The following is a 23,724-nucleotide window of genomic DNA, read 5'->3' on the forward strand; positions in this document are numbered from 1 at the left end:
CCCCGCCGCTGGGTCGTGGAGCGGACCTTCGGCTGGCTGATGCTCCACCGCCGCCTGACCCGTGACTACGAGGCCCTGCCCACCCGCTCCGAAGCTATGATCCACACCGCCATGATCGACCTCATGACCCGCCGCCTCACCCGCGAATCCACCCCGACATGGCGAAACACCTGAAAGCCAAGAGCGGAGGGCCAACCAGGAAGGGTGGTCGACGGGCTACCGCCGCCTTCCTGCAGCGGGAACCCTGTCCGGAAGCGGTCACGGCCGAAGGGTGATTTCCCGTGCGTAATCGTCTCTTATGGAGACAAGGCGGCGCACCGCCATCTACCGCTCCAGTTCGAGAGGACCCCCATGGACATCCCGGCCCGAGCCACCCTGATCAACAAGAAGTCCGGGCTCGCCCTCGACATCAAGGAATACGACATGTCCGATGGTGGCTGGGTGATCCAGTGGACCCCCCACGGCCGGGCCAACCAGATCTTCCACCTGGAACCCGCCGATGGCGGCTACAAGTTCATCGCCGAACACTCCGGCAAGGCCCTGGACGTCAGCGTGGCGAACCAGAACTCCGACTTCGCGATGCAGTGGGGCATCAATGGCAGCCCCAGCCAGATCTGGTACCTCAAGGAGCACGAGGCGGGCGTCTACCGGCTCATCGCCAAGCACTCAGGCAAGGTGCTGGCAGTCGCAAACGCCTCCACCGACCCGGGCGCGCGCGTGGTGCAGTTCGAACCGGGTCATGACGAGAACGAACTCTGGCTGATCAAGGCCGTTCCCTAGCTAGTGCTGCGTTCCTGAATGGGGGCGGATATCCCTGCTGACCTGGGGCGATGATGGTCTCGGGGGGGATTGTCATGCCGAAACTGCTGCACGCGCGTCCGCCGGCGGACGCCGAGGAGGAGCGGCAGATCCGCAAGCTGGCCGGGGCCCGTCACGCCCCGGCAGACTGGATCATGCGAGCACAGATGATCGTGTTCAGCTGGCAAGGGCTGCGCACCAGCGCCATCGCGGCCAAGCTGGGCTGTCACATGCAGACCGTGCGCGAGCGGATCGACCGGTTCGACACCGAGGGCCTGACCGGGCTCGGCGACCGGCCCGGAGCAGGCCGCAAACCACACATCACCGAGCTCGAACGCGGACAGCTCATCGCGCTGGCCCGCTCGACCCCGCCCGGACGGCTGGTCCGCGACGCGGCCGGGGACCTGGCCGCCACCGACGACAGCGGCCCGGCGCAGTGGACGCTGGACAGCCTGACCGCCGCCGCCCGCGCGCGGGGCATCGTCATCGCGCGCAGCCAGGTCCGCCGGATCCTGCGAGCGGAGAAGGTCCGCTGGCGCCACACCCGATCCTGGACCGAATCGACCGATCCGGACTCCGCCCCAAAAGAGCCGCGATCATCGACCTCTACACCCAGCCGCCGCCCGCCACCACGGTGATCTGCGCCGACGAGCTGGGGCCGGTGACCCCGCGCACCTTCCCACCCGCGCCCGCCTGGTCGCCCGACGGGCACCGGATCAAAGCCCGGCTGGAGTATTTCACGCGGCACCGACAAGATGTGGGTGTACGGCGCGCTGCGCATCGCCGACGGCATCGAGCTCACCTTCTGCGCGCCCTCGCGCAACAGCGACGGCTGGATCCAGTTGCTGGCCCAGATCGCCAGGGCCAACCGGCGTGGTGCGATCGTCGTCATCACCGACAACCTCTCCAGCCATTCCAGCTGGAAGGTCCGCCAATGGCTACTGCGTCACCCGCGGATCCGCCAGGTGTTCCCGGTCAAAGCGTGCTGGCTGAACCTGGCCGAAGGCTGGTGGCGACTGCTCCGCAAGGCCGCGTTCGCCGGGCAGACCTTCGCCGACGCCACCGAGGTCGCCCACGCGGTCACCCTCGCCACCGCGCAACTCAACGCCCACGCCCAGCCCTGGATCTGGGGACGACCACCGCCCCAGCCCCGGATCCTGCGCCGCAGGCTCGTCTACCTGCTATGAGGAACGCAGCACTAGGGCACTGACTTGATCCGCCAGATCAGCACGGCGCCAAGCGTGGAGAGGATCGCCGAAACCAGGTAAAGGCCCGAGTAGCCACCGAAGTCGCTGATGATCACCGATGCGGCCGCAGGGACGATCACGTACGGCATGCTCCCCATCAGCCCCGCGATGGCCAGGTCCCTGCCCTGGTCGTCGGCGGCGGGAAGCACCTGGGTGATCAGGGCGCCGTCGACCCCGATGTAGATGCCGTAGCCCACGCCGAGCACGACGGCGGTCACGATCGTCATGGTCCAGGTGGGCGACAGGGCCAGCATGATCGCGGCCGCCGCCATGATGGCCGAGCCGACGAAGACCAGGATCCTGCGCCGGCCGATCCGGTCGGAGAGCCAGCCGCTGAACACGGACAGCGCGACGACCGAGACGCCGTTGATCGCGACGACGGTCAGCAGGTCGTCGGGATGGTTGACGACATCCTGCAGGAAGTAGGGGATGTAAAGGGTGCCGATGCCGTATCCCAGTCCCATCAGGAAGCGGGTGGCCAGCGCCCAGGCGTAGTCGGGGTGGCGGCCGGGGTCGATCCGATATCCGGCCAGGAAGGTCTTGAGCGAGAACGGCAGGCGCCGCTCCGGGGGAAGCGGCTGGTCAGCGGTGACCGCAACGAACGGGATCACCAAAACCAGGACCGCGGCCAGCATGAGATAGCCCGCGACCGGGCCGGAGGCGAGCGCGAGCAGCAGCCCGCCAGCGATCAACCCGGCTGCCTGCGGCACCGCGGCCCAACCGAGCACCAGGCCACGCTGGGTGACCGGGACCTGGTCGGGGACGATCGTGTTGTACCCGGCGCCCAGCACCGACACGGCGATCGACAGCAGCAGGGCGCCGATCGCGACGCCGACCACGCTCTTCTGGACGGCCAGGAAGACGAAGGCGGCGGCACAGGTGAGCGCGCCGCCGACGATCCACGGGCGGCGGCGGCCGAACCGGCTGCCGGTGCGGTCGGACAGCGCGCCGAACAGCGGCCCGGCGACGATCCCCGCGACCGCGCTCATGATGCTGACCCAGGCGAATCCGCCGACCTTGCCCGCGGGGTCGATGTCGGCGATCTGCTGCGGCATGACGAACGTGCTCGGCGACTGCAGCGCGATCTGCATGCCGAACCCGGCGACGACGTACGTGGAGACCCAGCTGGCTCCCACACGGCGTGTGGGGGTGATGAGGGGCGGGATGGACATGGCGACCTCTGCTCGATGGACGACGACGGAATGGGGCCTTCGCTCGATGCCGAGCCGACCGAGGAGGGCGGGACGGTGGGTTGTCAGTCGACGCGGGTGAGGTGGACGAACTCGCTGGTGCCGTCGAAGGGCATCAGCCCCGCGCCGACACCGTGGGCGAGCAGCACCGCGCCGTGGTGGACGTCCCCTGTGGCCAGGTCCCGATAGCGCGCTGTCGGGTCGAGTCCGGTGAGCCTGAGCGGGATGGGCGTCCGCCCGAGCGCGCTCGGCTGATATGTGAGGACGACGACCTCGCGACCGTCGGCGGAGACGTACTGCGTCGCCTCGGGGCCCAGCCGGTACTGCGCGCCGCCGTGGACCACAGGCCGGGCCCGCTTGTATTGCTCCACGAACGCGGCCGCCCAGGCAAGGTCGTCCTCGCTCCACGTCCGCAGGTCGCCGCCGACGCCGAGGGCGCCCGCCATGGAGACGTGGAAGCGGTAGCGGACCCAGTGGGTGCGGGCCGTCATCGAGTTGGGGCTGTCGGTGGCCCAGGCACCCATCGTGCAGGCCGGGTAGATCTGGCCGTAGCCGTGCTGGATGGCGACCCGCTCGGCGGCGTCGGTGTTGTCGGAGGCCCATATCTGGTCGACGCGGGCCAGCATGCCGAGGTCGACCCGTCCTCCGCCGCCCGCGCAGCCCTCGATGGACAGGCCGGGATGGTCGGCGCGGAGCCGGTCGATGATCGCGTAGACGTTCCTGACGTGGTCGATCCAGAGCCGGTCGGGATCATCGCGACCCGGCCAACCGGCCTCGCTGAACGACCGGTTCATGTCCCACTTCAGGAAGGAGATCTCGTTCTCGCCGACCAGGGCGTCCAGCCAGGCGTGGGTCCACTCGGCCACGTCGGGCCGGGCGAGGTTGAGCACCAACTGGTTGCGGCTCTCCGTACGGCGCCGCCCCGGCGTGTGCAGGACCCAGTCCGGGTGCCGCCGGTAGAGGTCGCTGTCCGGATTGACGGCCTCGGGCTCGACCCAGATCCCGAAGTCCATGCCGAGCCGGCGTACCTTGTCGATCAGCGGCCCGAGCCCCTTCGGGAACCTGTCGGGGTTGGGCCACCAGTCGCCGAGCCCCGCCGCGTCGTGGGTGCGGGTGCCGAACCAGGCGTCGTCCAGGACGAACGTCTCGATCCCGATCCGGGCGGCGCGGGCCGCCAGGTCGAGCTGGAGCGCCTCGTCGTAGTCGAACTCGGTGGCCTCCCAGGCGTTGTAGACGACCGGCCTGACCCGGTCGGGGGCCGGCAGGACATGCTTGCGGATGTGGTCGTGCCAGCCGCGGCTGGTGGCACCGAACCCGTCCGCGCAGTAGAGGCCGGCGAAGGCCGGGGTCTCGAGTACGTCGCCGGGGGCCAGCCGCCAGGTCAGGCCCTCGTGGCCGAACCCGCCCGACCATCCGGCCCGGCCCCTCAGGTCGCGAAAGGCGGTGATCCGCCAGCTACCGCTCCAGGCCAGCGCGGCGCTCCACACCTCGCCGTGCTCCTCGGTGGCCTCCCCCGCGTCGACCATCAGCCAGGGATTGCCCGCGTGCCCGGTGACGCCGGCCCTGCTGGTGAGCGTGGTCTCGCCGCACGCGAGCGCGCCCCGCTGGAGCTGGAATTCCTTGCCCCACTCGCCGACGACGTGGCTCAGCCGGTAGCCGGGCCTGGGCGGGAGGGTCCAGGCCGCCGAGTCCAGGCGGAGGATCTCGATCGACGGGCCCTGTCCGGTGTGGCGCAGTACGACGTGCCGTTCGATCACGTCGGAGTCCTCACGGACCCGGTAGTGAAGGGCGATCTCCAGCGGGTACCGCCGGTCAGTGAAGACGATCTCCAAGTGGCCGTCCTCGATCCGCTGACGCAGGAAACGCCACTCCACGCCGCGGGTGGCGTCGCCGTACCGGACGATCAGGGACGGCACGCCGTACCGCAGGCCGCCCTCGACGGAGAGCTCCTCGCCTCCGGGGTCAGCCTCGGTGTCGGCCAGTGCGGCGCGCAGCTCGGCGAGCCGCTTCGCCTGGTCGAGCGTGAGACGGGGACCCCAGTGGACGTGCCGGGGCGCGTCGTCCTCGTCCAGGCGCAGGACGTAGGAGGTGGCGAGGGTGCGCAGCAGCCACAGCCGGTCGCGGGCGTCGAAGAGGATGCTCATCGGGCGTGCCAGACGGCCGTGTCCGCGGGCAGCAGATCGCCTTCGAGGGAACCGCCGGCGAGCCCGGCCGCGTCGGCCAAGCTGCGCGGATGGATCTGGTAGACGACCGCGTCCCGCCACCACTCCGGGTGTGACATCGAATCAACTCCAATATGAGCACCGCTCAGAACATGAGGTCGACTCAGATTAAAGACATTTGATCGTTCACACCAGACCCGAAAATCACACCGACCGACCAAGGCTGACCACAACTCAGTGCACGTGCGCGATCTCCAAGCGACGAGTGCACCAGACTCCGCGATCACGGCCCTTGCCATAGCAGACGGCCGAGTCACACCGACTCGGCGCACTCTTGGCTCAGGCCCGCGCAACCGAACCCTCGATCATCCTCGTACGGGAGATCCTGGAGCTTCGAGCGCCAGACCTGGTGAACATCGGTCACGTCCAGCGAAGTGGTGTATGAGTTGACCTTCGCGTGATCCTGTTTCTGCAGGTTAAGCGGTAAGTGTCTGCGGAATCGGGTTGTGGATCGGTGTGTCGCCTGAGATGAGACGCATCCTCGCCTTGGCGAGGATGTCCAAGCCCCATCTGTCGGTCCTCACCCGGCAGCATCCACCCCCTGCGAGATCGCCGGGGCCGAATTGCAGTAACAGCCCAGATCAGGCCGCTGGAAGGCCGGTTAACAGATAGCGGGTTGTTGGACCACACCTGACACTGTTGGCCAATTCGCGAGACTGCCTGCGCAGAGAGCGACGGCGATGGGATCATGATCCTTCTGTTGGATCGGGGCTGCTGCCGAGGAGGCTCGGTTGTCCCTGCAACCGATCGAGGATCATGACGTTCCCGAAGAGACCGCCCACATCTGCGCGGCGGCCTTCCCGAAGGGAAGCCTGCCGATCCGGTTGCGGGACGCTCTGGGACAGGTCTTCCAGGATGCCGAGTTCACCGGCATGTTCTCCCGGCGCGGACGGCCTGCGGTGTCGCCGGGCCGATTAGCGCTGGTCAGCGTGCTGCAATTCCTGGAAGGGCTGTCGGGCCGGCAGACCGCTGATGCAGTGCGGGGACGGATCGACTGGAAGTACGCCCTGGGTCTGGAGCTAGCTGATCCAGGGTTCGACTTCTCGGTGCTGAGCGAGTTCCGATCACCTCTGATCGAGGCCGGGCCCGATCGTCTGCTCGATCTGATGCTTTTGCGGCTGCAGGCGGCGGCGCTGGTGAAGGCCGGTGGCCGCCAGCGCACCGATTCCACCCACGTTCTCGCCGCGATCCGTTCGGTCAACCGATTGGAACTTGTCGGCGAGGCGATGCGAGCCGCGCTCACCGCTTTGGCCATCGTCGCTCCGGACTGGCTCGCCCCGCTGACCGAGCAGGGCTGGGCCCAGCGTTACGGTCATCGGGTAGAGGAGTATCAGCTACCCAAAGACGACGCGAAACGCCTGGCCTATGCCGAGACGATCGGCGCCGACGGAGATCGGCTGCTTGGCTGCATCGACACCGATGACGCCCCGGCCTGGCTCCGTGAACTCCCGGCCGTCGGGGTGTTGCGGCGGGTCTGGGACCAGCAGTTCCGCCTCGACGAACAAGGCCGCCGCCGCTGGCGGGAGCCGAAGGATCTTCCTCCTTCGAGCGAGCGGCAAGCCTCGCCCTATGACGACGATGCCCGCTATGGAGTCGAACGCGGCGGCGGCTGGGTCGGCTACAAGACTCACCTGACCGAGACCTGCGAGCCAGACGTCCCGCATGTGGTCGTGAACGTCACCACGACCGCCGCGCAGGTCGCCGACAACGACCTGATCCCCGTCATCCACGCCAAGCTCACCGAACGTGATCTCTTACCGGATATCCATCTGATCGACTCGGGATACACCGGCGGCGAACCCGTCGTGACCAGCCGGAATACCTACGGCATCGACCTGTTGGGGCCCGCCCGGGAAGATTGCAGCTGGCAGGCCAAAGCCGCAGAAGGCTTCGACGGCTCTGGGTTCACCATCGACTGGCACAACCAGACGGTCACCTGCCCACAGGGCAAGACCTCCACCATTGGGCGCCCTGGCGAACCAAGGCCGGCGAGGAGTCCATCCACGTCGACTTCTCCAAGTCCGACCACACCTCCTGCCCTGTCCGCGCCAAACGCACCCGCGCCAAACGCACCCGCGCCAAACGCACCCGCGCCAAACGCGAACCCCGTCAGCTCACCCTCCACGCACGCGAAGTCCACGAGACCCTGCAGCGCAACCGGGCCGCCCAGCACACCGAAGCCTGGAAGCAGCAGTACGCTCTGCGCTCCGGCATCGAAGGCACCATCTCCCAGGCAGTGCGCGGCTTCCAGCTGCGCAGATCCCGCTACCTCGGCTTGGCCAAGACCCATTTGCAGCACATCCTGACAGCAGCCGCGATCAACTTCGTCCGCGTCGACGCCTGGCTCACCGGAGTCCCTCTAGCCACCAGCCGCCGCCACCACCTCGAAAAGCTCCAAACCGCGGTCGCAGCCTGACCATCGGGATTGGCCAACAGTGTCAGGTCTGGTCCAACAATCCGCAGGAGCGGTTGAACAAGGAGATCCGCCGCCGCACCGACGTGGTCGGGATCTTCCCCGATCGCGGCTCCATCGTCCGGCTCGTCGGTGCGGTTTGGGCCGAGCAGACCGACGAGTGGACCGAAGCCCGCCGCTACATGGGCCTGGACATCCTCGCCAAGGCCCGGATGCGGGTCATCACGGGCGACACACCGCAGCACAACCCACTTCCGCAGACACTTACCGCTTAACCTGCAGAAACAGGATCACGCGGAGATCAACTCATACACCACTCCGCTGGACGTGACCACTGCCGCAGCGGGCCGAAGTGGGCCTCGATCGGGTTGGCCCAGGAAGCATTCGTCGGGATGAAGCACAACTCGACCTTGTTCTCCCGGGCCCACTGGCGGATCTTGCTGCCCTTGTGGGCGGAGAGGTTGTCCAGGATCACGTAGATCGGGGCGCCGCCCGGTCACGCGGCCCGGATGGACTTCAGCGCGGCCAGGGACTGGGCGGCGCCCTTGTGGCGGCGCTTGACGCCCCACGAAGTGTCGTCGCCGACCGCATGGCAGCCGTGGAAGCAGGTGACCCCGTGGGTGCGGTGATAGGTGGCCGGCACCCGGTCCGGGCGACCCCGCTCGGCCCAGCAGGACCCGCCGGTCGGGCGGATCCCGAGTGGCCCGAACTCGTCGAACGCGAAGACCCGGTCGGGGAAGCGCGCCAGGACGTGCTCGATCCGGTCGAGCTTGACGTCGCGCTCGGGATCGGTGGATTCCTTCCATGTCTTGGTGCGCTGGAAGATGATCCCGCGGCGGGCCAGCAGACAGCGCAGGGCCTCACGGCTGATCCGGATGACCCGGCCGTGCGCCTTGCGCAGGTAGGCGGCGAGTTTGCGGACCGACCAGCGGGTGAAGGGCTGGTCGAGCTTGCGTGGGCGGGTCGTGGCCGTCTGGACGACGAAGTTCTCGTCTTCAGGGCTGAGCCGGCGGGGGCGGCCTCCCGCCCGCTGAGGGTCCAGGCAGGCCAGCCCGACCTCGTTGAAGCGGTGGATCACATCGTGCACGGTGTCCTCGTCGGTCTGCACGAGCTGGGCGATCACCGGCACACGGTTCCCGCCGGACGACACCAGCAACATCATCGCACGCCAGTAGCGCACCGTACTGGTGCTGCCCCGGCGCACGATCCGTTGCAGTTGCTGCCTCTTGGTCGGTCAGTCTGTGTACTCGGACGGGCTCTGCCACCATGCCTCCCCACACGGTTGGATACGCCGCCCTATCCAACCGGCGCGAGGACCCTCGACGAGATCACCCACTGCATTGATCCACTGCCTTGCCCGGCCGATGCCTACTCAGCACGGGTGACATTCCTGGGCGATCTGTAGGACTCGTGGAAGACGTTGCGTTCCTGGGCCCGACGGCCGGGGTGGCGCCGTTCCTCTGCCGGATAGCCGACGGACATGAGTAGCGCGATTGCCAGGTCGTCGCGATCGCCGATGCCGATCGCCTTCTTCACCTTGGTCTCGTCCCAGCCATTCATCGGCGAGGTGGCAAGTCCCATCTCCGTGGCGGCGAGCATCACGTAACTGGCCGCGATCATCGCGTCCTTGACCGCGTACTCCCGCAGCAGGCCGCGCTCCTCGAGATCTGTCTGGAACGCCTGCGACGCTGCGGAGAACATCGTGACGAACTCCTCGTTCCACGCTCCACTGCGGCGGGCTTGGTCGTAAACGTCGCTGTGGTCGTCGCGCCAGGACAGTGGCTCGGCCACGAAGACCAGCATGAGCGGCGCTTCCTGTGGCTGGGGCTGGCCGCCGGTGGCCCAGGCCAGAGCCTCACGACCTTCGTCGCTGGTGACGGCGACGATGGACCGGTCCTGGAGGTTCCAACTGGTGGGTGCCTCGATGGCGAGAGCGAGGAGTGTGTCGAGGGTGGCCGCGGGGATCGGATCGGGGCGGTAGTGGCGGACGGTGCGGCGGGTGCGGATGGCTTTGGCGACAGACATGGTGTGAGGCGTCATGACACTCACTATTAGAGAGTGACTCTCCATATGGAAGAGGGCACTAATTTGTGCGTTACTCTCCCTTCATGGAGACCTTCGTGGAGTCCTCCGGGCTGCCAGCCGACGCCTTCTCGGCGAAGTGCCCGACCCGCCAGGTGCTTGACCACATCGCAGGCAAGTGGACGGTCCTCGTCGTGGACGCCCTCCTCGAGGGCACTATGCGCTACACCGACCTGAGCCGACGCGTCGAGGGCGTCTCGCAGAAGATGCTCACCCAGACCCTGCGCAGTCTCGAAGCCGACGGGTTCGTCACCCGCACCGTCCACCCCACCATCCCGCCCCGAGTCGATTACGACCTCACTTCCCTTGGTCGCAGCTTGGCCGAGCCCATCACCGCGCTCCGGCAGTGGACGGAAACCCACATCAACGAGATCGAACAAGCCCGGAGCCGACACAGTCCCTGACCTAGCAGCGGGCCGCACCGCGCGCGCCCGTCTCGCCTACCGAACCCGGCGAACCTTTCCGGTCACCGCACTAGTGGTCGCGCCCGTTAATTCGTCGGGGTGGCGGGTCGAGCCAGGCCGTAGTGTCGCCGAGGTAGAGGCCGCAGGCGCAGTCGAGGGCTTCCTGCGGGGTACCGGCCGGGTAGCCGGTGGGCAGGACGGACTTCTCGTAGTCGTCGTGGCTGGCGCGGTAGATGGCGAAGCCCCAGCTGGTGGCGGATCCGGCGTAGCGGAGCCGGCAGAGCGGCAGGGTGGTGCCGTCGGGGAGCCGGCCGGCGACATAGGCGAACTCGCCGTGGTAGCGGACGGTGATGCCGACGAGCTGAGGCCAGCGCTCGCGTGCCCTGGCGGCCAGGCGCTGGCGTAGCGAGGTCATGGTCGACTCAGGTGGCCTTGCCATACAGCCATCGTGCCCTACCCGCCCGGCTGCACCATGGAGCGCATGCCCTCCAGTCCCTATGTCATATGCCTTGGCGACGCTGAGCGCGCTGAGCTGGAGTCCCTGTCCCGGCGCGGCTCAGCGCCGTTTCGCCTGGTGCTGCGATCACAGATCGTGCTGCTCGCCGCGGCGGGCACGGCGAACCGGATGATCGCGGAGCGGCTGGGCATCTGCCAGGACACGGCCCGCAAATGGCGGCGCCGGTACTGTGAACAGGGCATTGAGGGACTGGCCGACGCACCGCGCCCCGGCAGGCCGCGCGTGTTCTCCGCCCGCATCGTGGCCGGGGTCAAGGCCCTCGCGTGCGAGATGCCCACCTCGAGCGGAACTCCCCTGGCCCGATGGACCTGCCCTGAGCTGGCCCGCCATGCGGCAGCCAGCGGCATCGCTCTCGCGCCCTCGGCGTCCACCGTGCGCCGCTGGCTCGCCGACGACGCCCTGAAGCCCTGGCAGCACCGGTCGTGGATCTTTCCCCGTGACCCGCACTTCGCCCTCAAGGCATCCCGTGTCCTGGACCTCTACCAGCGGGAATGGGAAGGGGAGCCGCTCGGCGAGGACGAGTACGTGCTCAGCGCCGACGAGAAGCTCGGCGTCCAGGCCCGCATGCGCATCCACCTCCCGCTCCCGCCGGGGCCGGGGCGGGCGATGCGGATCGAGAGCGAGTACCACCGCCTCGGCATCCTTGCCTACCTGGCCGCCTACGACGTCCACCGCGCCCGGGTCATGGGCCGGTGCGAGCCGACCACTGGCATCAGGCCGTTCACCGCGCTCGTGGACCAGGTGATGCAGAGCGAGCCGTACGCCTCGGCCAGGCGGGTCTTCTGGGTCGTGGACAACGGCTCCTCGCACCGGAACTGGGCGGCGGCAGCCCGGCTCAGCGACGCCTACCCGAACGCCCAGATGGTCCATCTGCCCGTCCGCGCCTCCTGGCTCAACCAGATCGAGGTCTACTTCTCCGTCATCCAGCGCAAGCTCCTCACCCCCGATGACTTCGAGGACCTCGATGAGCTCGCCGCCCAGATCCTCGCCTTCGAGAACCACTACAACGCCGCAGCCAGGCCCTTCGACTGGAAGTTCACCCGCACCGACCTCAACCGCCTCCTGGCACGCATCAGGCAGCACGACCGACACGCACCGCACCCGCTGGCCGGATGAACCCCGACGAATTAACGGGCGCGACCACTAGCCACTCCCGGTCGATCTCGTGACCGGTGACCCGGCCGATCAGAGTCAGCGCGGAGCTGATGCTCTCCTCATTCGAGGTCCCCTGTCGGCCGCTGCCGAGTTCGAAACGCAGTCCTTCCATGTACGGGTCCAGCGCATGGGGGTCGGCTCCGTCACGAAGCGCGGGGTGGGTGATGGTGAGACTCGTGATCATCTGTCCGTCGATCGCGTCGCCACAGGTCGGGCAGACCTGCGGGATCGCGATCGGCTGCTCGTCGCCGGTGCGCAGGTGCACCACCGGCGACTCCACCCGCGGGATCACGTCGCCGGCCTTGTAGACCACCGCGCTGTCGCCGAGCATCAGGCCGCGACGTGTGATGTCGGCGACGTTGTGCAGGGTGGTGTAGGTGATTCCGGCCCCGTCGAGCTCGACCGATGTAGGGTCCCGTTTCTGGTGACGTCCCTCGCGCCCGTAACCTGCGTCGCGATCGGTTGTTCCAATAGGATGTCATCACTCTCAATCCCAGCCTGATGACATCTGCGGTGTCTCGGAACGCGCCCACTTCGATCGAACTCGGTGTGGATTTCGGTGACCTGCCGACACGCTGCTGCGCCGTGTTGGCACCGCCAACCGGAAGAACTTCATTGCGCACATGAGGAGACTTTTTCGGGCTCGGTGTAGGGGGGCGGGGTAGCCTGGCGACCGCCGCGCCGCCATGACCGCCAATCCACGCCGGGCCAGCGCCCGAGACGCCGCAGCCCGGTCGTCGGCCGGGAAGGGCCTTGGGGCTCGGAACTGTCGGTGGCGACCGGCATGGTGGTGCCATGACCGAGACGCCCCCCTTCACCGTCCTCGCCGATGACACGGCCTACGCCGAGGCCGTCCAGCTCGCCGTCGACTCCGCCGCCGCCTACTACGCCGACGGCACCTCCGCACTCGATGACGACGCCTACGACCGGCTGGTGCGGGGCATCCAGGCGTACGAGGAGGCCCACCCCGAAGCGGTGCTGCCGTCCTCGCCAACGGGCAAGGTGGCCGGCGGGGCCGTAGCGGGCGACGTGCCACACACAGTGCCCATGCTGAGCCTCGACAACGTGTTCGGCGCCGACCAGCTTGCCGACTGGGCGGCCGCGCTGGGGCGCCGGCTCGGGCGCCCGGTCACGACGTGGAGCGTGGAGCCCAAGCTTGACGGGCTGGCGATCTCGGCTCGTTACCGGCGGGGCCGACTGGCGCAACTGGTCACGCGCGGCGACGGCAGCGCGGGCGAGGACGTCTCCCACGCGATCGGCACCATCGTCGGCCTGCCCGACCGGCTGGCCGAGCCGGTCACGGTGGAGCTGCGCGGCGAGGTCATGATGACCATCAGCCAGTTCGAGGAAGCCTGCGCCAAGCGGCAGGCCCACGACGGCACCACGTTCGCCAACCCACGCAGCGCCGCCGCGGGCACGTTGCGCGCCCAGGACAGGCCATACGTGTGCGAGCTGACATTCTTCGCTTATGGGGTGGTGCCGCCTTTGGGCGACAACTCCGAACTGGCGATGCGCCTGCGGGAGCTGCCGCACAGCCAGGTCATGAGCTGGGTGGCCGGGCAGGGCGTGCAGACCACTGCCGCGACGGCGGTGGCTGGCATCGTCGCCGAGACACTGGAGCGGGTGGACGAGCGCGTTGGGGAGATCGCGGCGGCGCGAGCCGGGCTGCCGTTCGGCATCGACGGCATCGTGATCCGGTGTGATCTGGCCGCCGACCAGGCCCAGGCCGGGTTCAGCTCGCGGGCGCCGCGCTGGGCGGTGGCCTACAAGCTGCCCGCCACCGAGAAGATCACCAAGCTGCTGGCCGTGGAGTGGAACACCGGCCGCACCGGCGTCATCGCCCCGCGCGCGGTGTTGGAGCCCGTCGTGCTGGACGGCAGCATCGTCACGTACGCCACCTTGCACAACGTCGCCGACATCACCCGCCGCGGCCTGATGCTGGGCGACAGCGTGACCGTCTACAAAGCGGGCGACGTGATCCCGCGGGTCGAGGCTCCCGTGGTCCACCTGCGTACGGGCGACGAGAGGCCGATCCCGATCCCGGAGGTCTGCCCCTCCTGTGGTGATGCGATCGACGCCTCGCAGGAACGCTGGCGGTGCGTGCGCGGGCGCGCCTGCCGCGCGATCGCGTCCATCATCTACGCGGCCGGCCGCGACCAGCTCGACATCGAGGGGCTGGCAGAGAACCGCATCCGGCAGATGCTCGATGCGGGGCTGATCGCTGACTTCGCTGACCTGTTCTTCCTGACCCGCGAGCAGTTGCTCGGCCTGGAGCGCATGGGCGAGACCAGCACCGACAACCTGCTGGCGGCCATCGCCCAGGCCAGGACGCGGCCGCTGAGCAGGGTGTTCGCGGCGCTCGGCGTGCGCGGCACAGGCCGAGCGATGAGCCGGCGCATCGCGCGCCACTTCGCCACGATGGACGCCATCCGCATGGCCAGCGCCGAGGCGATCCAGCAGGTGGAGGGCATCGGCCCGGAGAAGGCGCCGGTCGTGGTGGCGGAGCTGGCCGAGCTGGCGCCGGTGATCGACAAGCTCGTCCATGCTGGGGTCAACATGGTGGAGCCCGGCGCCCTGCCGCCGTCCGGCGAGCAGAAGGCGGAGTCGGCCGTCGAGCTGACGTTGTTGGCGATGTCGGTGGTGGTGACCGGCGCGATGACCGGGCCGTTGGCGGAGCTGACGCGTAACGAGGTCAACGCTCTGATCGAACGCGCGGGCGGCAGGGCCTCCTCCAGCGTGTCGGCCAAGACGTCCCTGCTGGTGGCGGGTGAGAAGGCCGGCTCGAAGCGAGCCAAGGCCGAATCGCTCGGGATCCGCATCGTCACGCCGGAAGAGTTCGCCACCCAGGTCAGCGCCTTCCTGTGAGCGCCCTGCCCGTGGCTGCGTGCGCGGCTGGAGGATGGATCCCCGCGGGTGATGGAAACCCTCCCTGCGGGGCTGCGCCGTCCCAACAGTGACGTGGACTACCGGCATGTGCAGGAGGGAGACGACGTCGTCCTGGCGCGCGTCGATCTCGGCGAAGGCACCTTTGCCGCCCCTGTCGAGCCCGCCCGGGAGCGCGTGCACGCCCTGGTGGGCTTGGCCGGATTCCGCACGGGCCGCACCGAGTGGACACCCCTCGAGGGGCATCCGCACGTCATCGACGGTGTGATCGGCGGCTGGCAGGTGTTTCGCCTTCCCGGCTCGGAACGGCGCCGACCGCTGGCCGACCCCATGGGCCGCATGATGGGTGAACTCATTCCCAAGCTGTGGGACAAGCTGGCCGGCGCCAACAAGGAACTGCGGGAGACCGTTGGGGCGGTGCACTGGTGGCAGACGGCTCAGCGGGCTGCGCGGCATCTGGCGGCTCGCCTCGCTTCGCCTGCGGCGCCGGCTGACTGGGCCGACGAAATCGCCGCCCGCTGGAACGTGGCACGAGCACGGCTGCGCCGTTCCCGCAATGCCATCGCTCACGGCGGGCCGGTTACCAACGACATCACCGCCACCCTCGATCATCTCAGCCGGTATCTGTCGGCCTGGTCGCTGTCGCTGCTTCTGGGCGGTGACAGCGTCGGCGGGCAGCTGGCCGACCCCCACGAGCAGTTCCGGCGGGAGGCAGATGCGTGGCGCGGCGGGCTGCGTACGGGGGGTTCACGAGTGGGTTTCACCTGCGGTGGAGAAGGTGCTTTCTTGATCGCTTCCCAGCCTGGGCTTGATCGTTTCCCGTCCTTTCAGTCCATGTTGTCGCTGGCGCTGACGCCCCCCGGGCGTGAAAATCGGGAGTGGTTGCCCGCCGACGTCGTGTTCCGCCTGGTGCCGGTTCAAGGCCGTTTTTCAGTCTGACGCGGGAGCCGCTCGAGGGGCCCCCAACTGTCGCTTCGAGCACGTGAGCCCGGCTCTCTACTTTCCCCGTCGGCTCCCTGGGCAACCCCCCCATCCACCCCCGGGAGCCAAAGAGGCCAGGTCATGGAGGACACCACCCACGAATCGCTCGAACTCATCGACCGCGTCGCCGCCATCGACATCGCCAAGACCGGCCTGGTGGTGTGCGTGCGCGTCCCGCACGAGGAACGGCCCGACCGGCGCCGCCAGGAGGTCCGCGAGTACTCCACGCTGATGTCCTCACTGCTGGCCCTGGCCGACTGGCTGGCTGCCAAGCCGTCACCCTGGTCGCGATGGAGGCCACCTCCGAGTACTGGAAGCCGGTCTACTACCTGCTGGAAGCCGAGGGCTTCACCTGCTGGCTGCTGAACGCCAAGCACGTCAAGAACGTCCCCGGCCGCCCGAAGACCGACAAGCTGGACGCGGTCTGGCTGGCCAAGGTCGTCGAGCGCGGCATGTGCCGGCCCAGCCTGGTCCACCCCAAGCCGATCCGGCAGCTGCGGGACCTGACCCGCTATCGGCGGACGTTGGTGCGTGAGCGCACCCGCGAGAAGCAGCGCGTGGAAAAGCTCCTGGAGGACGCGCAGATCAAGCTGTCCAGCGTGATCAGTGACGTCTTCGGCGTGTCCGGCCGACAGATGCTCGCCGCGTTGATCAACGGAGAGCGCGATCCTCGAGTGCTGGCACAGATGGCACGCGGGGCCATGCGCGGCAAGATCAGCGTGTTGGAAGAAGCCCTGAAGGGTCACTTCACCGATGAGCACGCCTTCTTGTGCCAGATGATGGTCGAGCGCGTCGACGACCTCACCGCCAAGGTCGAGCAGGTCACCGCCCGGATCGAAGACCGCATCGCCCCGTATGCCGCCGCAATGGCCCAGCTGGATGAGATCACCGGGGTGGGCTCCATCGCCGCCCAAGAGATCATCGCCGAGATCGGGGTGGACATGAGCCGTTTCCCCACCGCGGCCCACCTGGTGTCCTGGGCCAAGTTCGCACCCATCGACAAGAACTCCGCCCGGCGCAAGAAGGGCGGATCCACCGGCAAGGGCAACCCGTGGATCGCCGCCACCGTCGGGGAGGTCGTGGCCACCACCTCCCGCGCGAACACCTTCCTCGGTGAGCGCTACCGGCGCCTCGCCCGACGCCGGGGACGAAAACGCGCCATCGTCGCCATCGGCAATTCCGTGCTGACCGTCATCTGGCACCTGCTGTCAAACCCTGAGGCTCGCTTCACCGATCTGGGCCCCGACTTCTACCAATCCCGACTGGCCACCCAACGCCGTGAACGGGATCTGGTCCGCCAGCTCGAACACCTCACCGGCAAGAAGGTCACCCTGCAACCAGCCGCCTGACCCCGGCACACTCTGCATAACCAGTTCCGAAATCACTGGTCGAGGTTCGCTGCCGCCTGCCCACTGACGGACCGATTTTCGAGCCAGGCGGAGCGGCTTGGTTGAGGCCACGCCTGCTTAATGACGCGGTAGTCGATCACGGTGATGTTCTCTTGGCGGAGAAGGTCGCGGGCGGCTGCCGAGGTGAGAAATTCGTAGTCGGTTTGCCGTACGAGCCAGCCGCTGTCGATCGTGCGGGTTTGGCGGGTGCCCACGCTTGGGTGTACTGCCCATTCGCTGAGTCCTGCTGCACGCCTCCGCCTACGACGTCGGCGCGGCCTTCCACACCCAGGCGCTGGAGATGCCCCACCTGCGGGAGTTCCTGCGGCAGGAACTGCTGTCCGGTGAACACCCCCAGATGATCATGCGTCTGGGCTACACCTCCAGCGCGGGCGGGGGCATCCGGCGGCCGGTCACCGACGTGCTGCAAGAACGCCGACCCAACTGACCGGAAGGGGGTGTCGGTAAGACTCGCGCCACCAGGTACACGCGATTGCGCCGCCGCAGGGTCGGCGCTCGACGGCAGATGATCGTTCGAGTAGCCGTCTCGGCGGAGCTCACGGGCCGTGCCAGATGCGGCGGCCGGTGATCTCGGCAGGAGTGATCTTGACGTAGAGTTCGCGGTCGCCGCTGGCCCAGGGGCGGACATCCAAGGTCATCACAGCCGCCTGTTCCTCGGCGGTGGAGACGTGGTGAACGCCGCCCCGGATGAGCACGCTCCAGCCTTCGCTGTTGGCATCGTCGATCCGATCGATCTCGAAGGCGATTTTGAACTCGACGCCGGTCACGCCGGTGCTCAGGTTCGCGTCGAACGGGCCGCCGAAGGCGGTGCGGAAGATCACGGAGCCTTCGTGGAGGACGTAATTGACCGGCAAGATCATCAGGCCGTCGAGTCCGTTGAAGGCCAGCCGGCCGACCCCGCCGGGGGAGATGAGCCGTAGACACTCCTCCGTGTCTAGCTTTTCCAGCTCAGGATGACGGGCGGCGGCGCCTCGCCCGGGCGGGAGGTCGATGGTCCCTCCGAGCAGCTCCGCGGTGCTGGTATCCAGGGCGTAGGCCAGGCGATTTATGGTCTCGATGGCAGGCGCGGCCGCCCGCTGCTCCACGTAGGCGAGGTAGGCGGGGGCGATTCCGGCACGGTTTGCCAACTGCTCCCGATCGAGGCCGAGGCTTTCACGTCGCCTGGCGATCCGGCGGCCGAGGTCACCAGGAGCATTGAGGCGTTCAGCCATGGGATTCTCCCAACAAAAGGTGGATATCGTCGGCGGAGACCAGGTGCGCAGCAGCGGTCGGCGCTCCTTGCTGTAATAGCGTTCTTGAACCTTTTCTCATACGGTGGTCTGCTCCGGATACGACGTCGAGCCGTCACGGTCGGCCTCTGAAGATGTCCTTTCGTTAAGGACGCTATGGCGAGGGAAAGTGGGGAGAACAGGGCCGAAAGTCCTGTCCATTGCGGCCGGGTGACCTTATCTGTTCAGGTGCTTGACTCGGGTGATGTCCGCGGCCTGTGCGGGAAACCCGGTCAGCCTGCTCGCCGCAATAGCCATACAGCTCTGTCCTGGGGCTTGAGCAGCAATCGAACGGCCAGTGGCGTTAATGAGCCAGATTGAGCGGAGTCGCCGCCATCCAGTGGCTGATGCGCATGAGCATCAGGGCGATCGATACTTTGTAACGGCTCGGTGGCTGTGTGTTGGTTATTGGTGGGGCGGCCCTACGTTAAGCAGCTGACCAGCGGGCAAGGCATGTGGAGTGCCGGTGCGTGGAGACGCGCACGCCGGGTGCGGCGGGCGGGCCGGGGAAACCCACCGTGGGCAATCACGACAAGGGCGCCCCGGTCCGACCCAACACGATGGCCTAACGACCTTGTGCGTGATTAGCCGTGGCCTCTGAGGTCTTGGCTCGTCGGGCCAGACGTGGGGAGAACACTCGCACGCGCGATCATCCTGGAGAACCGGCGGATCACGGGACTGTCGGTCGAAGTGGTCGCGGAGTTGGTGGCCGAGATCGGACCGCTGTGGCAGGCCCGGCACCAGGGCACGCTCGCCAACCGCCCGCGACGGCGCACCATCGGTGCCGGAGCCGGACGCAAGCTGGTGTTCATCGACCGGTTGCCGGCCACGCGGGTGCATCTGGGTCATGGCCTCTCGCACGATGTGCTGGATTACCGGTTCGGCGTCGACCGCTCCACCGTCACCCGCGCCATCCACCAGATCCGCCCCCTCCTGGGGTCGTGGTCATATCTCGACGAGACTTCTCGATAAGCGCTGAGCCACAGGTCAGCGAGGTTCGTCTCGGGTCGTCCACCCGTGTTTGGTGATGAGGTCGGCCAGGGCGTGGTGGAGTTGGTTGATGCGATCGGCCGCGTCGGGTCCGCGGATGCCGATGGTGATGGTGGAGTCGGTGGCATAGTAAATGGTGGAGTCGGTGGCGTAGTAAGTGGTCGCCCGTCCTTCGGCCGCGGTGCGGGCGGCGGCATGGATGCGGCCGCGCAGGGCGATGAGCTTGCGTGGATCGGTGCGGTCGAGACCATCGATGGCGAGGTAGCACAGGAACGGGCCGTACTCGGTGAGCGGGCCTTCGGGTAGCCCGCTTTCGAGGGCTTTGCGGATCTTGGCCCTGGCGTCGCTGGTCATGGGGCGTCGTCCGAGCCGGTCCGGCCAGCCGTCGGGGCGGAGGGACACGTTGTGAGTGCCTTGAGTTTGTTGATTCTGCTCGGTGGGGTTGGCGGGCGCCGCGCCGCCGGAGCTGGTCGCCGCCACGGTCTTCCGCGTGTTCTCGGAAGTTGCTGGCGGGGGTTGTGATCCGGCTGGAGCCGGATTCCCGGAAGTTCGGAGAGGTCAGTCCATCTTGGACGTGACGCGTCGGAGAACGTGCCCGGTCAATGTCGTAGGCGGCTGCCCAGGAGTCAGCGTCCATGGCTTCTTCCGTGCACCGCTCATCAGACTAGCTGCCGACCATCGCGGCTCCTTGCACCAGCCCTGGCTTCCAGTCGACTACCGGGACCCTGCCAGCGGAACTTCTGGAATGCCGCTCAGTCCCGAAGCCGCTGGAAATACCCAGCGAGGAGAGCAAAATCCATGGTGTCGGTACGGTAGCCGACGTATTTGTCTGGTCTGATCAGGAAGAGGCTCGGGCGGCGGGCGCCGTAGCGGTTGTGCGCGTCGCTGCGGGCGTCGGTGAGAAATCCCAGATGACTTCGGGTGACGAGGTGCCACTGTCCGTGGGCGTGCATGATCTCTCGGCCTCAGCCTGCCAGGCTTGCAGCGTGCCTACGTCCGTGGCGTCCACGGCGAAGTACAGGTGCCGCAGCGCCAAAGGTCCCTGGTCCGTCTCCACGTATGCGTCAGGTGCCAGCGCCCCGGCCATGACGCCGTTGTTGCCGTATCCGCTCCATACTGTGGGCGCCGACTCCGCCCACTGCTCGGCCACCATGGGGCTGTCGTGGTAGCTGACCTGGTGCTCAGCGAGGGCGCGGGCGAGCTTGCGCTGCACCCCGGACAGGCCGCCGAAGAGGCTGAGCGCATGGCCACGTGCCCAGCGGGCCATCGGCGGGCGTACGGTGGCGATTCGGTTCGCGGTCGAGGTGGTGTCGATCACAGCCTGAGCGATCGGCCTGCGCTCGGACTCGTAACTGTCCAGCAGGGCCTCGCCGGCGCCGTTCGTGATCGCCAGGGCAAGCTTCCAGCCCAGGTTGTAGGCGTCCTGCATACCGACATTCATCCCTTGGCCGCCGATCGGGCTGTGGCTGTGGGCCGCGTCGCCGGCCAGTAGCACCCGGCCGCGACGGTAGCCATCGGCGAGCCCCTCCCTGGCCGAGAACGATGAACTCCACTGCAGGTCGGACACCTGGGCGGGCAGGGGTGTGCCGTCGGCCACGCGGGAGGCGAAGTGCCCGAGCTCCGGCTTCCTTGGAAGGCGGGCGTCGGGCGTGCTGGCCAGGATGCGCCAGTAGCCGTCCTGCGGCATGGGGAACAGCGCCACCACGCCGTCGACGCCGAAGTAGCCATGGAAGGAGTCCCTGGCTAGGTCCCAGTTCGCGTAAACGTCGCCCAGGATGAAGCCGCGGTCGAGGTCGGTACGCCGCCAGGCGATGCCCGCGGCCTTGCGCACCCGGCTGTGCGCGCCGTCGCAGCCGATCAGCCAGCGCGTGTTCATGCGCTCTCCCGTGCCGAGCTCGATCGTGATCTCCTCGTCTCCGTTCTGGAGGGCTTCCAGGGATGTGTCCCACTCGATGGTGATGCCGAGATCGGTGGCGAGATCCCGGAGCAGGGCCACTGTCTGCCACTGCGGGATGCACAGGTCCATCGGGAACGGCGAGCCGACCGCCGTCAGGTCCATCGTTGTGAGGGTCCGGACGCCCTGGTACAGGTGGATGGCGCGCAGCGGGCGGCCTCGCCTGACGGCCTGCTGGGCCAGGCCGAGGTCGTCGAGGATCTCCAGCGACCTGGCGACGACCGCAACGGCCCGGCTCTCCTTGACGCGCTTCAGCACGGCGCGAAACTGCGGGCTGTCGCCGGCTTGGCCCGGGGTCAGGACGAACGACAGTGGACCAGGGGCCGTACTCCTCAGGCAGATCCCGCCACGGACTGCCGGATACGAAACCGCCACATCACCGCATTGAACTGCTGCCGCAGGTCCGGGATCGGGCCTCGCTCACCCAAGGGCAGATGAGGATCGATCAAGGACCATTCCTCGTCAGTGAGATCTCCACGCGCCATGGCGATGGCCTACCAGGACCACAGACCACCGCGCAGGCGAATCCCGCTGATCTCAACCCCGTACAGGCCCTAGAACATCATGGGCTCGATCTGGTGGCAAGGACATGGGTCGAGGACAGCCCAGATGAGCTGGCTGGGGCGGGATTTGCGCACTAATCCGGGGTTGGCGTGGCCCGCGGGGCGGGCCGGTGGTGTATGTGCGCACCGCGAAGGCCGGCCGGGCCGAGCCACGTCGTGAGGGCGGTCCGGAGCGCGTCGAAGTCTGGCCGCTCGCCGGCGCGGGTGACCCAGGCGACATGTCCGTCGGGACGGATGAGTACGGCGTCCGCGCCCAGATCGGAGCCCTCGGCAGGACAGGCGCGAACGAGATCGACTCGGTCCGCCCAGCCGGTCACGACGGCGTCGAGCGGCGGGAGACCACCAAGATCCAGCAGAACCGCATGGGCGCGGTGCAGGAGTTCGTAGATGCGGCCGCGGTCGAGGTCGAGATCCGGGATCCGGCGGCCGAGAAGGTCGTCGGTCCCCTCCATCGGGTACCGGAGGTCGGTTGCCGTGATCATGCCGGCCAGGCGCAGCCGTACCTCGTCGATGCCGATGAGATCGTCCAGCACCTCGCGCAGGGCGGAGGTCTGATCGTCCACCCGCCAGAGGGCGGTCTGGGCGCGGGTGTTCTGCAGGACGCGGGCGGCGACCGGGTGGCGTTCGCACTGGTAGGTGTCGAGCAGCAGGTCCGGGGCCTGGCCGTGGACGACGGCGGCGAGCTTCCAGCCGAGGTTGACCGCGTCCTGCACGCCGGTGTTCAGGCCCTGACCGCCCGCCGGGAAGTGGATGTGCGCGGCGTCGCCGGCCAGGAGAACCCGGTCCACGCGGTAACGGTCGGCCTGGCGTGCCGCGTCGCCGTGCCGGGAGAGCCAGCGCGGTGAGTGCATCCCGTAATCCGTCCCGGCGATCTTGAGCAAGGACTTGCGGAGGGTCTCCAGGGTCATCGGTTCGTCCCGGTCGGCGACGTGATCGAACTCGTTGGTCAGCACCCGGTACCAGTCCGGGCCGTACGACAGCACCGAGAATCTGCCGTGCTCGCGCCGCTCCTGGAAGATGTCGGCCGCGGGCGGCTCGGCGAGCTCGACGTCGCCGAGCATCGCGGTCATCGTGGCCGACGTGCCGGGGAACCCGATGCCGGCGAGCCCGCGCACGGTGCTGCGGCCCCCGTCGCAGCCGACGAGGTAATCCGCCCGGACACGCGACCCGTCCGCGAGCTCCACCGTGACACCCGTTTCGTCCTGGGTGAACCCCGTCACCTCGGCGTCGCGGCGCAGCCGTATCCCCAACTGCGCCGCACGCTCTTCCAGCAGCCGTTCCACCTCGGCCTGCAAGATGAGCAGAGCGTGCGGATATCGCGTCGTCATATCGGATAGGTCGAGACCGAGTCCGGAGAAATGCACGTCCTGCCGCGGCCGTCCGCGCTCGAGGAACCCGTCGAGCAGACCCCGCTGATCGAGCATCTCCATCGTGCGGATGTGCAGGCCTCCGGCCCGCGATTCCACCGTTCGAGGCTCCGAGAGCCGCTCGAGGACGAGCACATCGATCCCGGCGAGTCCCAGCTCGCACGCGAGCATCAGCCCGGTCGGCCCCGCCCCGGCGATCACTACCTGTGTATCGGTCATGGTCAACTCCTTGGTCATCCTTCAGTCGAATTGGTCGACACACGCAAAGGGCGGAGACGCGT

The 23,724-nt window shown here is 68.0% G+C and carries 24 protein-coding genes and 3 pseudogenes; 15 read left to right on the plus strand and 12 right to left on the minus strand.

Going from position 1 to position 23,724, the window contains the following annotated elements:
- The 4 genes from ACZ6R6_RS25320 to ACZ6R6_RS25335 form a co-directional block, all read left to right on the plus strand.
- On the plus strand, positions 1–174 hold a 174-nt coding region (locus ACZ6R6_RS25320), incomplete at its 5' end, for a transposase (RefSeq protein ID WP_470097488.1).
- A 177-nt stretch (positions 175–351) separates the two neighbouring features.
- On the plus strand, positions 352–780 hold the full coding sequence (locus ACZ6R6_RS25325; RefSeq protein ID WP_470097208.1) for an RICIN domain-containing protein: 429 nt from the start codon (positions 352–354) through the stop codon (positions 778–780).
- A 74-nt stretch (positions 781–854) separates the two neighbouring features.
- Positions 855–1,436 (plus strand): helix-turn-helix domain-containing protein, encoded by a 582-nt coding sequence (locus tag ACZ6R6_RS25330; RefSeq protein ID WP_470097210.1) that lies wholly within the window; start codon positions 855–857, stop codon positions 1,434–1,436.
- A 117-nt stretch (positions 1,437–1,553) separates the two neighbouring features.
- Positions 1,554–1,985, plus strand: a complete 432-nt coding sequence (locus ACZ6R6_RS25335; RefSeq protein WP_470097212.1) for a transposase — start codon at positions 1,554–1,556, stop codon at positions 1,983–1,985.
- An 11-nt stretch (positions 1,986–1,996) separates the two neighbouring features.
- Here ACZ6R6_RS25335 and ACZ6R6_RS25340 read toward each other — a convergent pair whose 3' ends face one another.
- The 3 genes from ACZ6R6_RS25340 to ACZ6R6_RS25350 all read right to left on the minus strand — a co-directional run bounded on the left by ACZ6R6_RS25340 (position 1,997) and on the right by ACZ6R6_RS25350 (position 5,516).
- Positions 1,997–3,217 carry an MFS transporter gene (locus ACZ6R6_RS25340; RefSeq protein ID WP_470097213.1) on the minus strand — a complete coding sequence of 407 codons (1,221 nt, stop codon included), beginning with the start codon at positions 3,215–3,217 and terminating at the stop codon, positions 1,997–1,999.
- Positions 3,218–3,300: 83 nt separating this feature from the next.
- A complete protein-coding gene (locus ACZ6R6_RS25345) occupies positions 3,301–5,379 on the minus strand; it encodes an alpha-galactosidase (protein WP_470097215.1) in 2,079 nt (692 codons plus the stop codon).
- Positions 5,376–5,516 (minus strand): hypothetical protein, encoded by a 141-nt coding sequence (locus tag ACZ6R6_RS25350; protein WP_470097217.1) that lies wholly within the window; start codon positions 5,514–5,516, stop codon positions 5,376–5,378. The genes ACZ6R6_RS25345 and ACZ6R6_RS25350 overlap by 4 nt, the downstream gene beginning before the upstream one ends.
- Positions 5,517–6,281: 765 nt before the next feature.
- Here ACZ6R6_RS25350 and ACZ6R6_RS25355 point away from each other — a divergent pair.
- From ACZ6R6_RS25355 to ACZ6R6_RS25365, 3 genes and pseudogenes are all read left to right on the plus strand, one after another.
- Positions 6,282–6,512 (plus strand): annotated as a pseudogene (locus ACZ6R6_RS25355) (transposase); the annotation flags it as partial.
- A gap of 803 nt (positions 6,513–7,315) precedes the next feature.
- Complete coding sequence (locus ACZ6R6_RS25360) at positions 7,316–7,873, plus strand: transposase (RefSeq protein ID WP_470097490.1); 558 nt, start codon at positions 7,316–7,318, stop codon at positions 7,871–7,873.
- A 23-nt stretch (positions 7,874–7,896) separates the two neighbouring features.
- A pseudogene (locus ACZ6R6_RS25365) lies at positions 7,897–8,145 on the plus strand (transposase); the annotation flags it as partial.
- A gap of 53 nt (positions 8,146–8,198) precedes the next feature.
- Here ACZ6R6_RS25365 and ACZ6R6_RS25370 read toward each other — a convergent pair.
- Positions 8,199–9,138 (minus strand): annotated as a pseudogene (locus tag ACZ6R6_RS25370) (IS630 family transposase); the annotation flags it as partial.
- 100 nt (positions 9,139–9,238) lie between these two features.
- Positions 9,239–9,910 carry a nitroreductase family protein gene (locus ACZ6R6_RS25375; protein WP_470097219.1) on the minus strand — a complete coding sequence of 224 codons (672 nt, stop codon included), beginning with the start codon at positions 9,908–9,910 and terminating at the stop codon, positions 9,239–9,241.
- Between the two features lie 68 nt (positions 9,911–9,978).
- Here ACZ6R6_RS25375 and ACZ6R6_RS25380 point away from each other — a divergent pair, with 68 nt between their 5' ends.
- Positions 9,979–10,356, plus strand: a complete 378-nt coding sequence (locus ACZ6R6_RS25380) for a winged helix-turn-helix transcriptional regulator (protein WP_470097221.1) — start codon at positions 9,979–9,981, stop codon at positions 10,354–10,356.
- A gap of 70 nt (positions 10,357–10,426) precedes the next feature.
- On the opposite strand, the gene ACZ6R6_RS25385 is transcribed toward ACZ6R6_RS25380, so the two are convergent.
- On the minus strand, positions 10,427–10,795 hold the full coding sequence (locus ACZ6R6_RS25385) for a hypothetical protein (protein WP_470097223.1): 369 nt from the start codon (positions 10,793–10,795) through the stop codon (positions 10,427–10,429).
- Positions 10,796–10,837: 42 nt separating this feature from the next.
- Between ACZ6R6_RS25385 and ACZ6R6_RS25390 the strand changes: the two genes are divergently transcribed.
- Complete coding sequence (locus ACZ6R6_RS25390; protein WP_470097225.1) at positions 10,838–11,989, plus strand: IS630 family transposase; 1,152 nt, start codon at positions 10,838–10,840, stop codon at positions 11,987–11,989.
- Here ACZ6R6_RS25390 and ACZ6R6_RS25395 read toward each other — a convergent pair.
- Complete coding sequence (locus ACZ6R6_RS25395) at positions 11,946–12,500, minus strand: hypothetical protein (RefSeq protein ID WP_470097492.1); 555 nt, start codon at positions 12,498–12,500, stop codon at positions 11,946–11,948. The two genes, ACZ6R6_RS25390 and ACZ6R6_RS25395, sit on opposite strands and share 44 nt — an antisense overlap.
- Positions 12,501–12,823: 323 nt before the next feature.
- Here ACZ6R6_RS25395 and ligA point away from each other — a divergent pair, with 323 nt between their 5' ends.
- The 4 genes from ligA (at position 12,824) to ACZ6R6_RS25415 (ending at position 17,241) form a co-directional block, all read left to right on the plus strand.
- Positions 12,824–14,893 carry an NAD-dependent DNA ligase LigA gene (gene ligA, locus ACZ6R6_RS25400; protein WP_470097227.1) on the plus strand — a complete coding sequence of 690 codons (2,070 nt, stop codon included), beginning with the start codon at positions 12,824–12,826 and terminating at the stop codon, positions 14,891–14,893.
- Between the two features lie 48 nt (positions 14,894–14,941).
- The gene (locus tag ACZ6R6_RS25405) at positions 14,942–15,850 is read left to right on the plus strand and encodes a hypothetical protein (protein WP_470097228.1); all 909 of its coding nucleotides are present in this window, start codon (positions 14,942–14,944) and stop codon (positions 15,848–15,850) included.
- 123 nt (positions 15,851–15,973) lie between these two features.
- Entirely contained in the window at positions 15,974–16,258 is a 285-nt protein-coding gene (locus ACZ6R6_RS25410; protein ID WP_470097229.1) for a hypothetical protein, read from the plus strand.
- Positions 16,183–17,241 (plus strand): IS110 family RNA-guided transposase, encoded by a 1,059-nt coding sequence (locus tag ACZ6R6_RS25415; protein ID WP_470097230.1) that lies wholly within the window; start codon positions 16,183–16,185, stop codon positions 17,239–17,241. Before ACZ6R6_RS25410 ends, ACZ6R6_RS25415 begins: the two co-directional genes overlap by 76 nt.
- Before the next feature lie 32 nt (positions 17,242–17,273).
- On the opposite strand, the gene ACZ6R6_RS25420 is transcribed toward ACZ6R6_RS25415, so the two are convergent.
- Positions 17,274–17,495 (minus strand): hypothetical protein, encoded by a 222-nt coding sequence (locus tag ACZ6R6_RS25420; protein WP_470097231.1) that lies wholly within the window; start codon positions 17,493–17,495, stop codon positions 17,274–17,276.
- 86 nt (positions 17,496–17,581) lie between these two features.
- Between ACZ6R6_RS25420 and ACZ6R6_RS25425 the strand changes: the two genes are divergently transcribed.
- Positions 17,582–17,728 carry a hypothetical protein gene (locus tag ACZ6R6_RS25425; RefSeq protein ID WP_470097232.1) on the plus strand — a complete coding sequence of 49 codons (147 nt, stop codon included), beginning with the start codon at positions 17,582–17,584 and terminating at the stop codon, positions 17,726–17,728.
- A gap of 109 nt (positions 17,729–17,837) precedes the next feature.
- Here the strand turns inward: ACZ6R6_RS25425 and ACZ6R6_RS25430 are convergent, their stop codons facing one another.
- Positions 17,838–18,512: a pyridoxamine 5'-phosphate oxidase family protein gene (locus ACZ6R6_RS25430; RefSeq protein ID WP_470097233.1), complete on the minus strand. Its 675-nt coding sequence runs from the start codon at positions 18,510–18,512 to the stop codon at positions 17,838–17,840.
- A 681-nt stretch (positions 18,513–19,193) separates the two neighbouring features.
- Between ACZ6R6_RS25430 and ACZ6R6_RS25435 the strand changes: the two genes are divergently transcribed.
- Positions 19,194–19,541, plus strand: coding sequence for a helix-turn-helix domain-containing protein (locus tag ACZ6R6_RS25435; protein WP_470097234.1), 348 nt, complete (start codon positions 19,194–19,196; stop codon positions 19,539–19,541).
- 15 nt (positions 19,542–19,556) lie between these two features.
- Here the strand turns inward: ACZ6R6_RS25435 and ACZ6R6_RS25440 are convergent, their stop codons facing one another.
- From ACZ6R6_RS25440 to ACZ6R6_RS25450, 3 genes are all read right to left on the minus strand, one after another.
- The gene (locus tag ACZ6R6_RS25440) at positions 19,557–20,039 is read right to left on the minus strand and encodes a hypothetical protein (RefSeq protein ID WP_470097236.1); all 483 of its coding nucleotides are present in this window, start codon (positions 20,037–20,039) and stop codon (positions 19,557–19,559) included.
- Positions 20,040–20,397: 358 nt separating this feature from the next.
- Positions 20,398–21,771, minus strand: a complete 1,374-nt coding sequence (locus tag ACZ6R6_RS25445; protein ID WP_470097238.1) for an FAD-dependent monooxygenase — start codon at positions 21,769–21,771, stop codon at positions 20,398–20,400.
- Positions 21,772–22,150: 379 nt separating this feature from the next.
- Positions 22,151–23,662, minus strand: a complete 1,512-nt coding sequence (locus tag ACZ6R6_RS25450) for an FAD-dependent monooxygenase (RefSeq protein ID WP_470097240.1) — start codon at positions 23,660–23,662, stop codon at positions 22,151–22,153.
- Positions 23,663–23,724 lie beyond the last annotated feature (62 nt).

The organism is Streptosporangium sp. NPDC048886, assembly GCF_055586905.1.

Coding starts and splice junctions, on each gene's coding strand:
- ACZ6R6_RS25450 (WP_470097240.1), bottom strand. CDS start 23,662: ATGACCGATACACAGGTAGTGATCGCCGGGGCGGGGCCGACCGGGCTG.
- ACZ6R6_RS25350 (WP_470097217.1), bottom strand. CDS start 5,516: ATGTCACACCCGGAGTGGTGGCGGGACGCGGTCGTCTACCAGATCCAT.
- ACZ6R6_RS25375 (WP_470097219.1), bottom strand. CDS start 9,910: ATGACGCCTCACACCATGTCTGTCGCCAAAGCCATCCGCACCCGCCGC.
- ligA (WP_470097227.1), top strand. CDS start 12,824: ATGACCGAGACGCCCCCCTTCACCGTCCTCGCCGATGACACGGCCTAC.
- ACZ6R6_RS25340 (WP_470097213.1), bottom strand. CDS start 3,217: ATGTCCATCCCGCCCCTCATCACCCCCACACGCCGTGTGGGAGCCAGC.
- ACZ6R6_RS25330 (WP_470097210.1), top strand. CDS start 855: ATGCCGAAACTGCTGCACGCGCGTCCGCCGGCGGACGCCGAGGAGGAG.
- ACZ6R6_RS25325 (WP_470097208.1), top strand. CDS start 352: ATGGACATCCCGGCCCGAGCCACCCTGATCAACAAGAAGTCCGGGCTC.
- ACZ6R6_RS25430 (WP_470097233.1), bottom strand. CDS start 18,512: ATGGCTGAACGCCTCAATGCTCCTGGTGACCTCGGCCGCCGGATCGCC.
- ACZ6R6_RS25385 (WP_470097223.1), bottom strand. CDS start 10,795: ATGGCAAGGCCACCTGAGTCGACCATGACCTCGCTACGCCAGCGCCTG.
- ACZ6R6_RS25415 (WP_470097230.1), top strand. CDS start 16,183: ATGGAGGCCACCTCCGAGTACTGGAAGCCGGTCTACTACCTGCTGGAA.
- ACZ6R6_RS25380 (WP_470097221.1), top strand. CDS start 9,979: ATGGAGACCTTCGTGGAGTCCTCCGGGCTGCCAGCCGACGCCTTCTCG.
- ACZ6R6_RS25410 (WP_470097229.1), top strand. CDS start 15,974: ATGGAGGACACCACCCACGAATCGCTCGAACTCATCGACCGCGTCGCC.
- ACZ6R6_RS25335 (WP_470097212.1), top strand. CDS start 1,554: ATGTGGGTGTACGGCGCGCTGCGCATCGCCGACGGCATCGAGCTCACC.
- ACZ6R6_RS25390 (WP_470097225.1), top strand. CDS start 10,838: ATGCCCTCCAGTCCCTATGTCATATGCCTTGGCGACGCTGAGCGCGCT.
- ACZ6R6_RS25425 (WP_470097232.1), top strand. CDS start 17,582: ATGCCCCACCTGCGGGAGTTCCTGCGGCAGGAACTGCTGTCCGGTGAA.
- ACZ6R6_RS25345 (WP_470097215.1), bottom strand. CDS start 5,379: ATGAGCATCCTCTTCGACGCCCGCGACCGGCTGTGGCTGCTGCGCACC.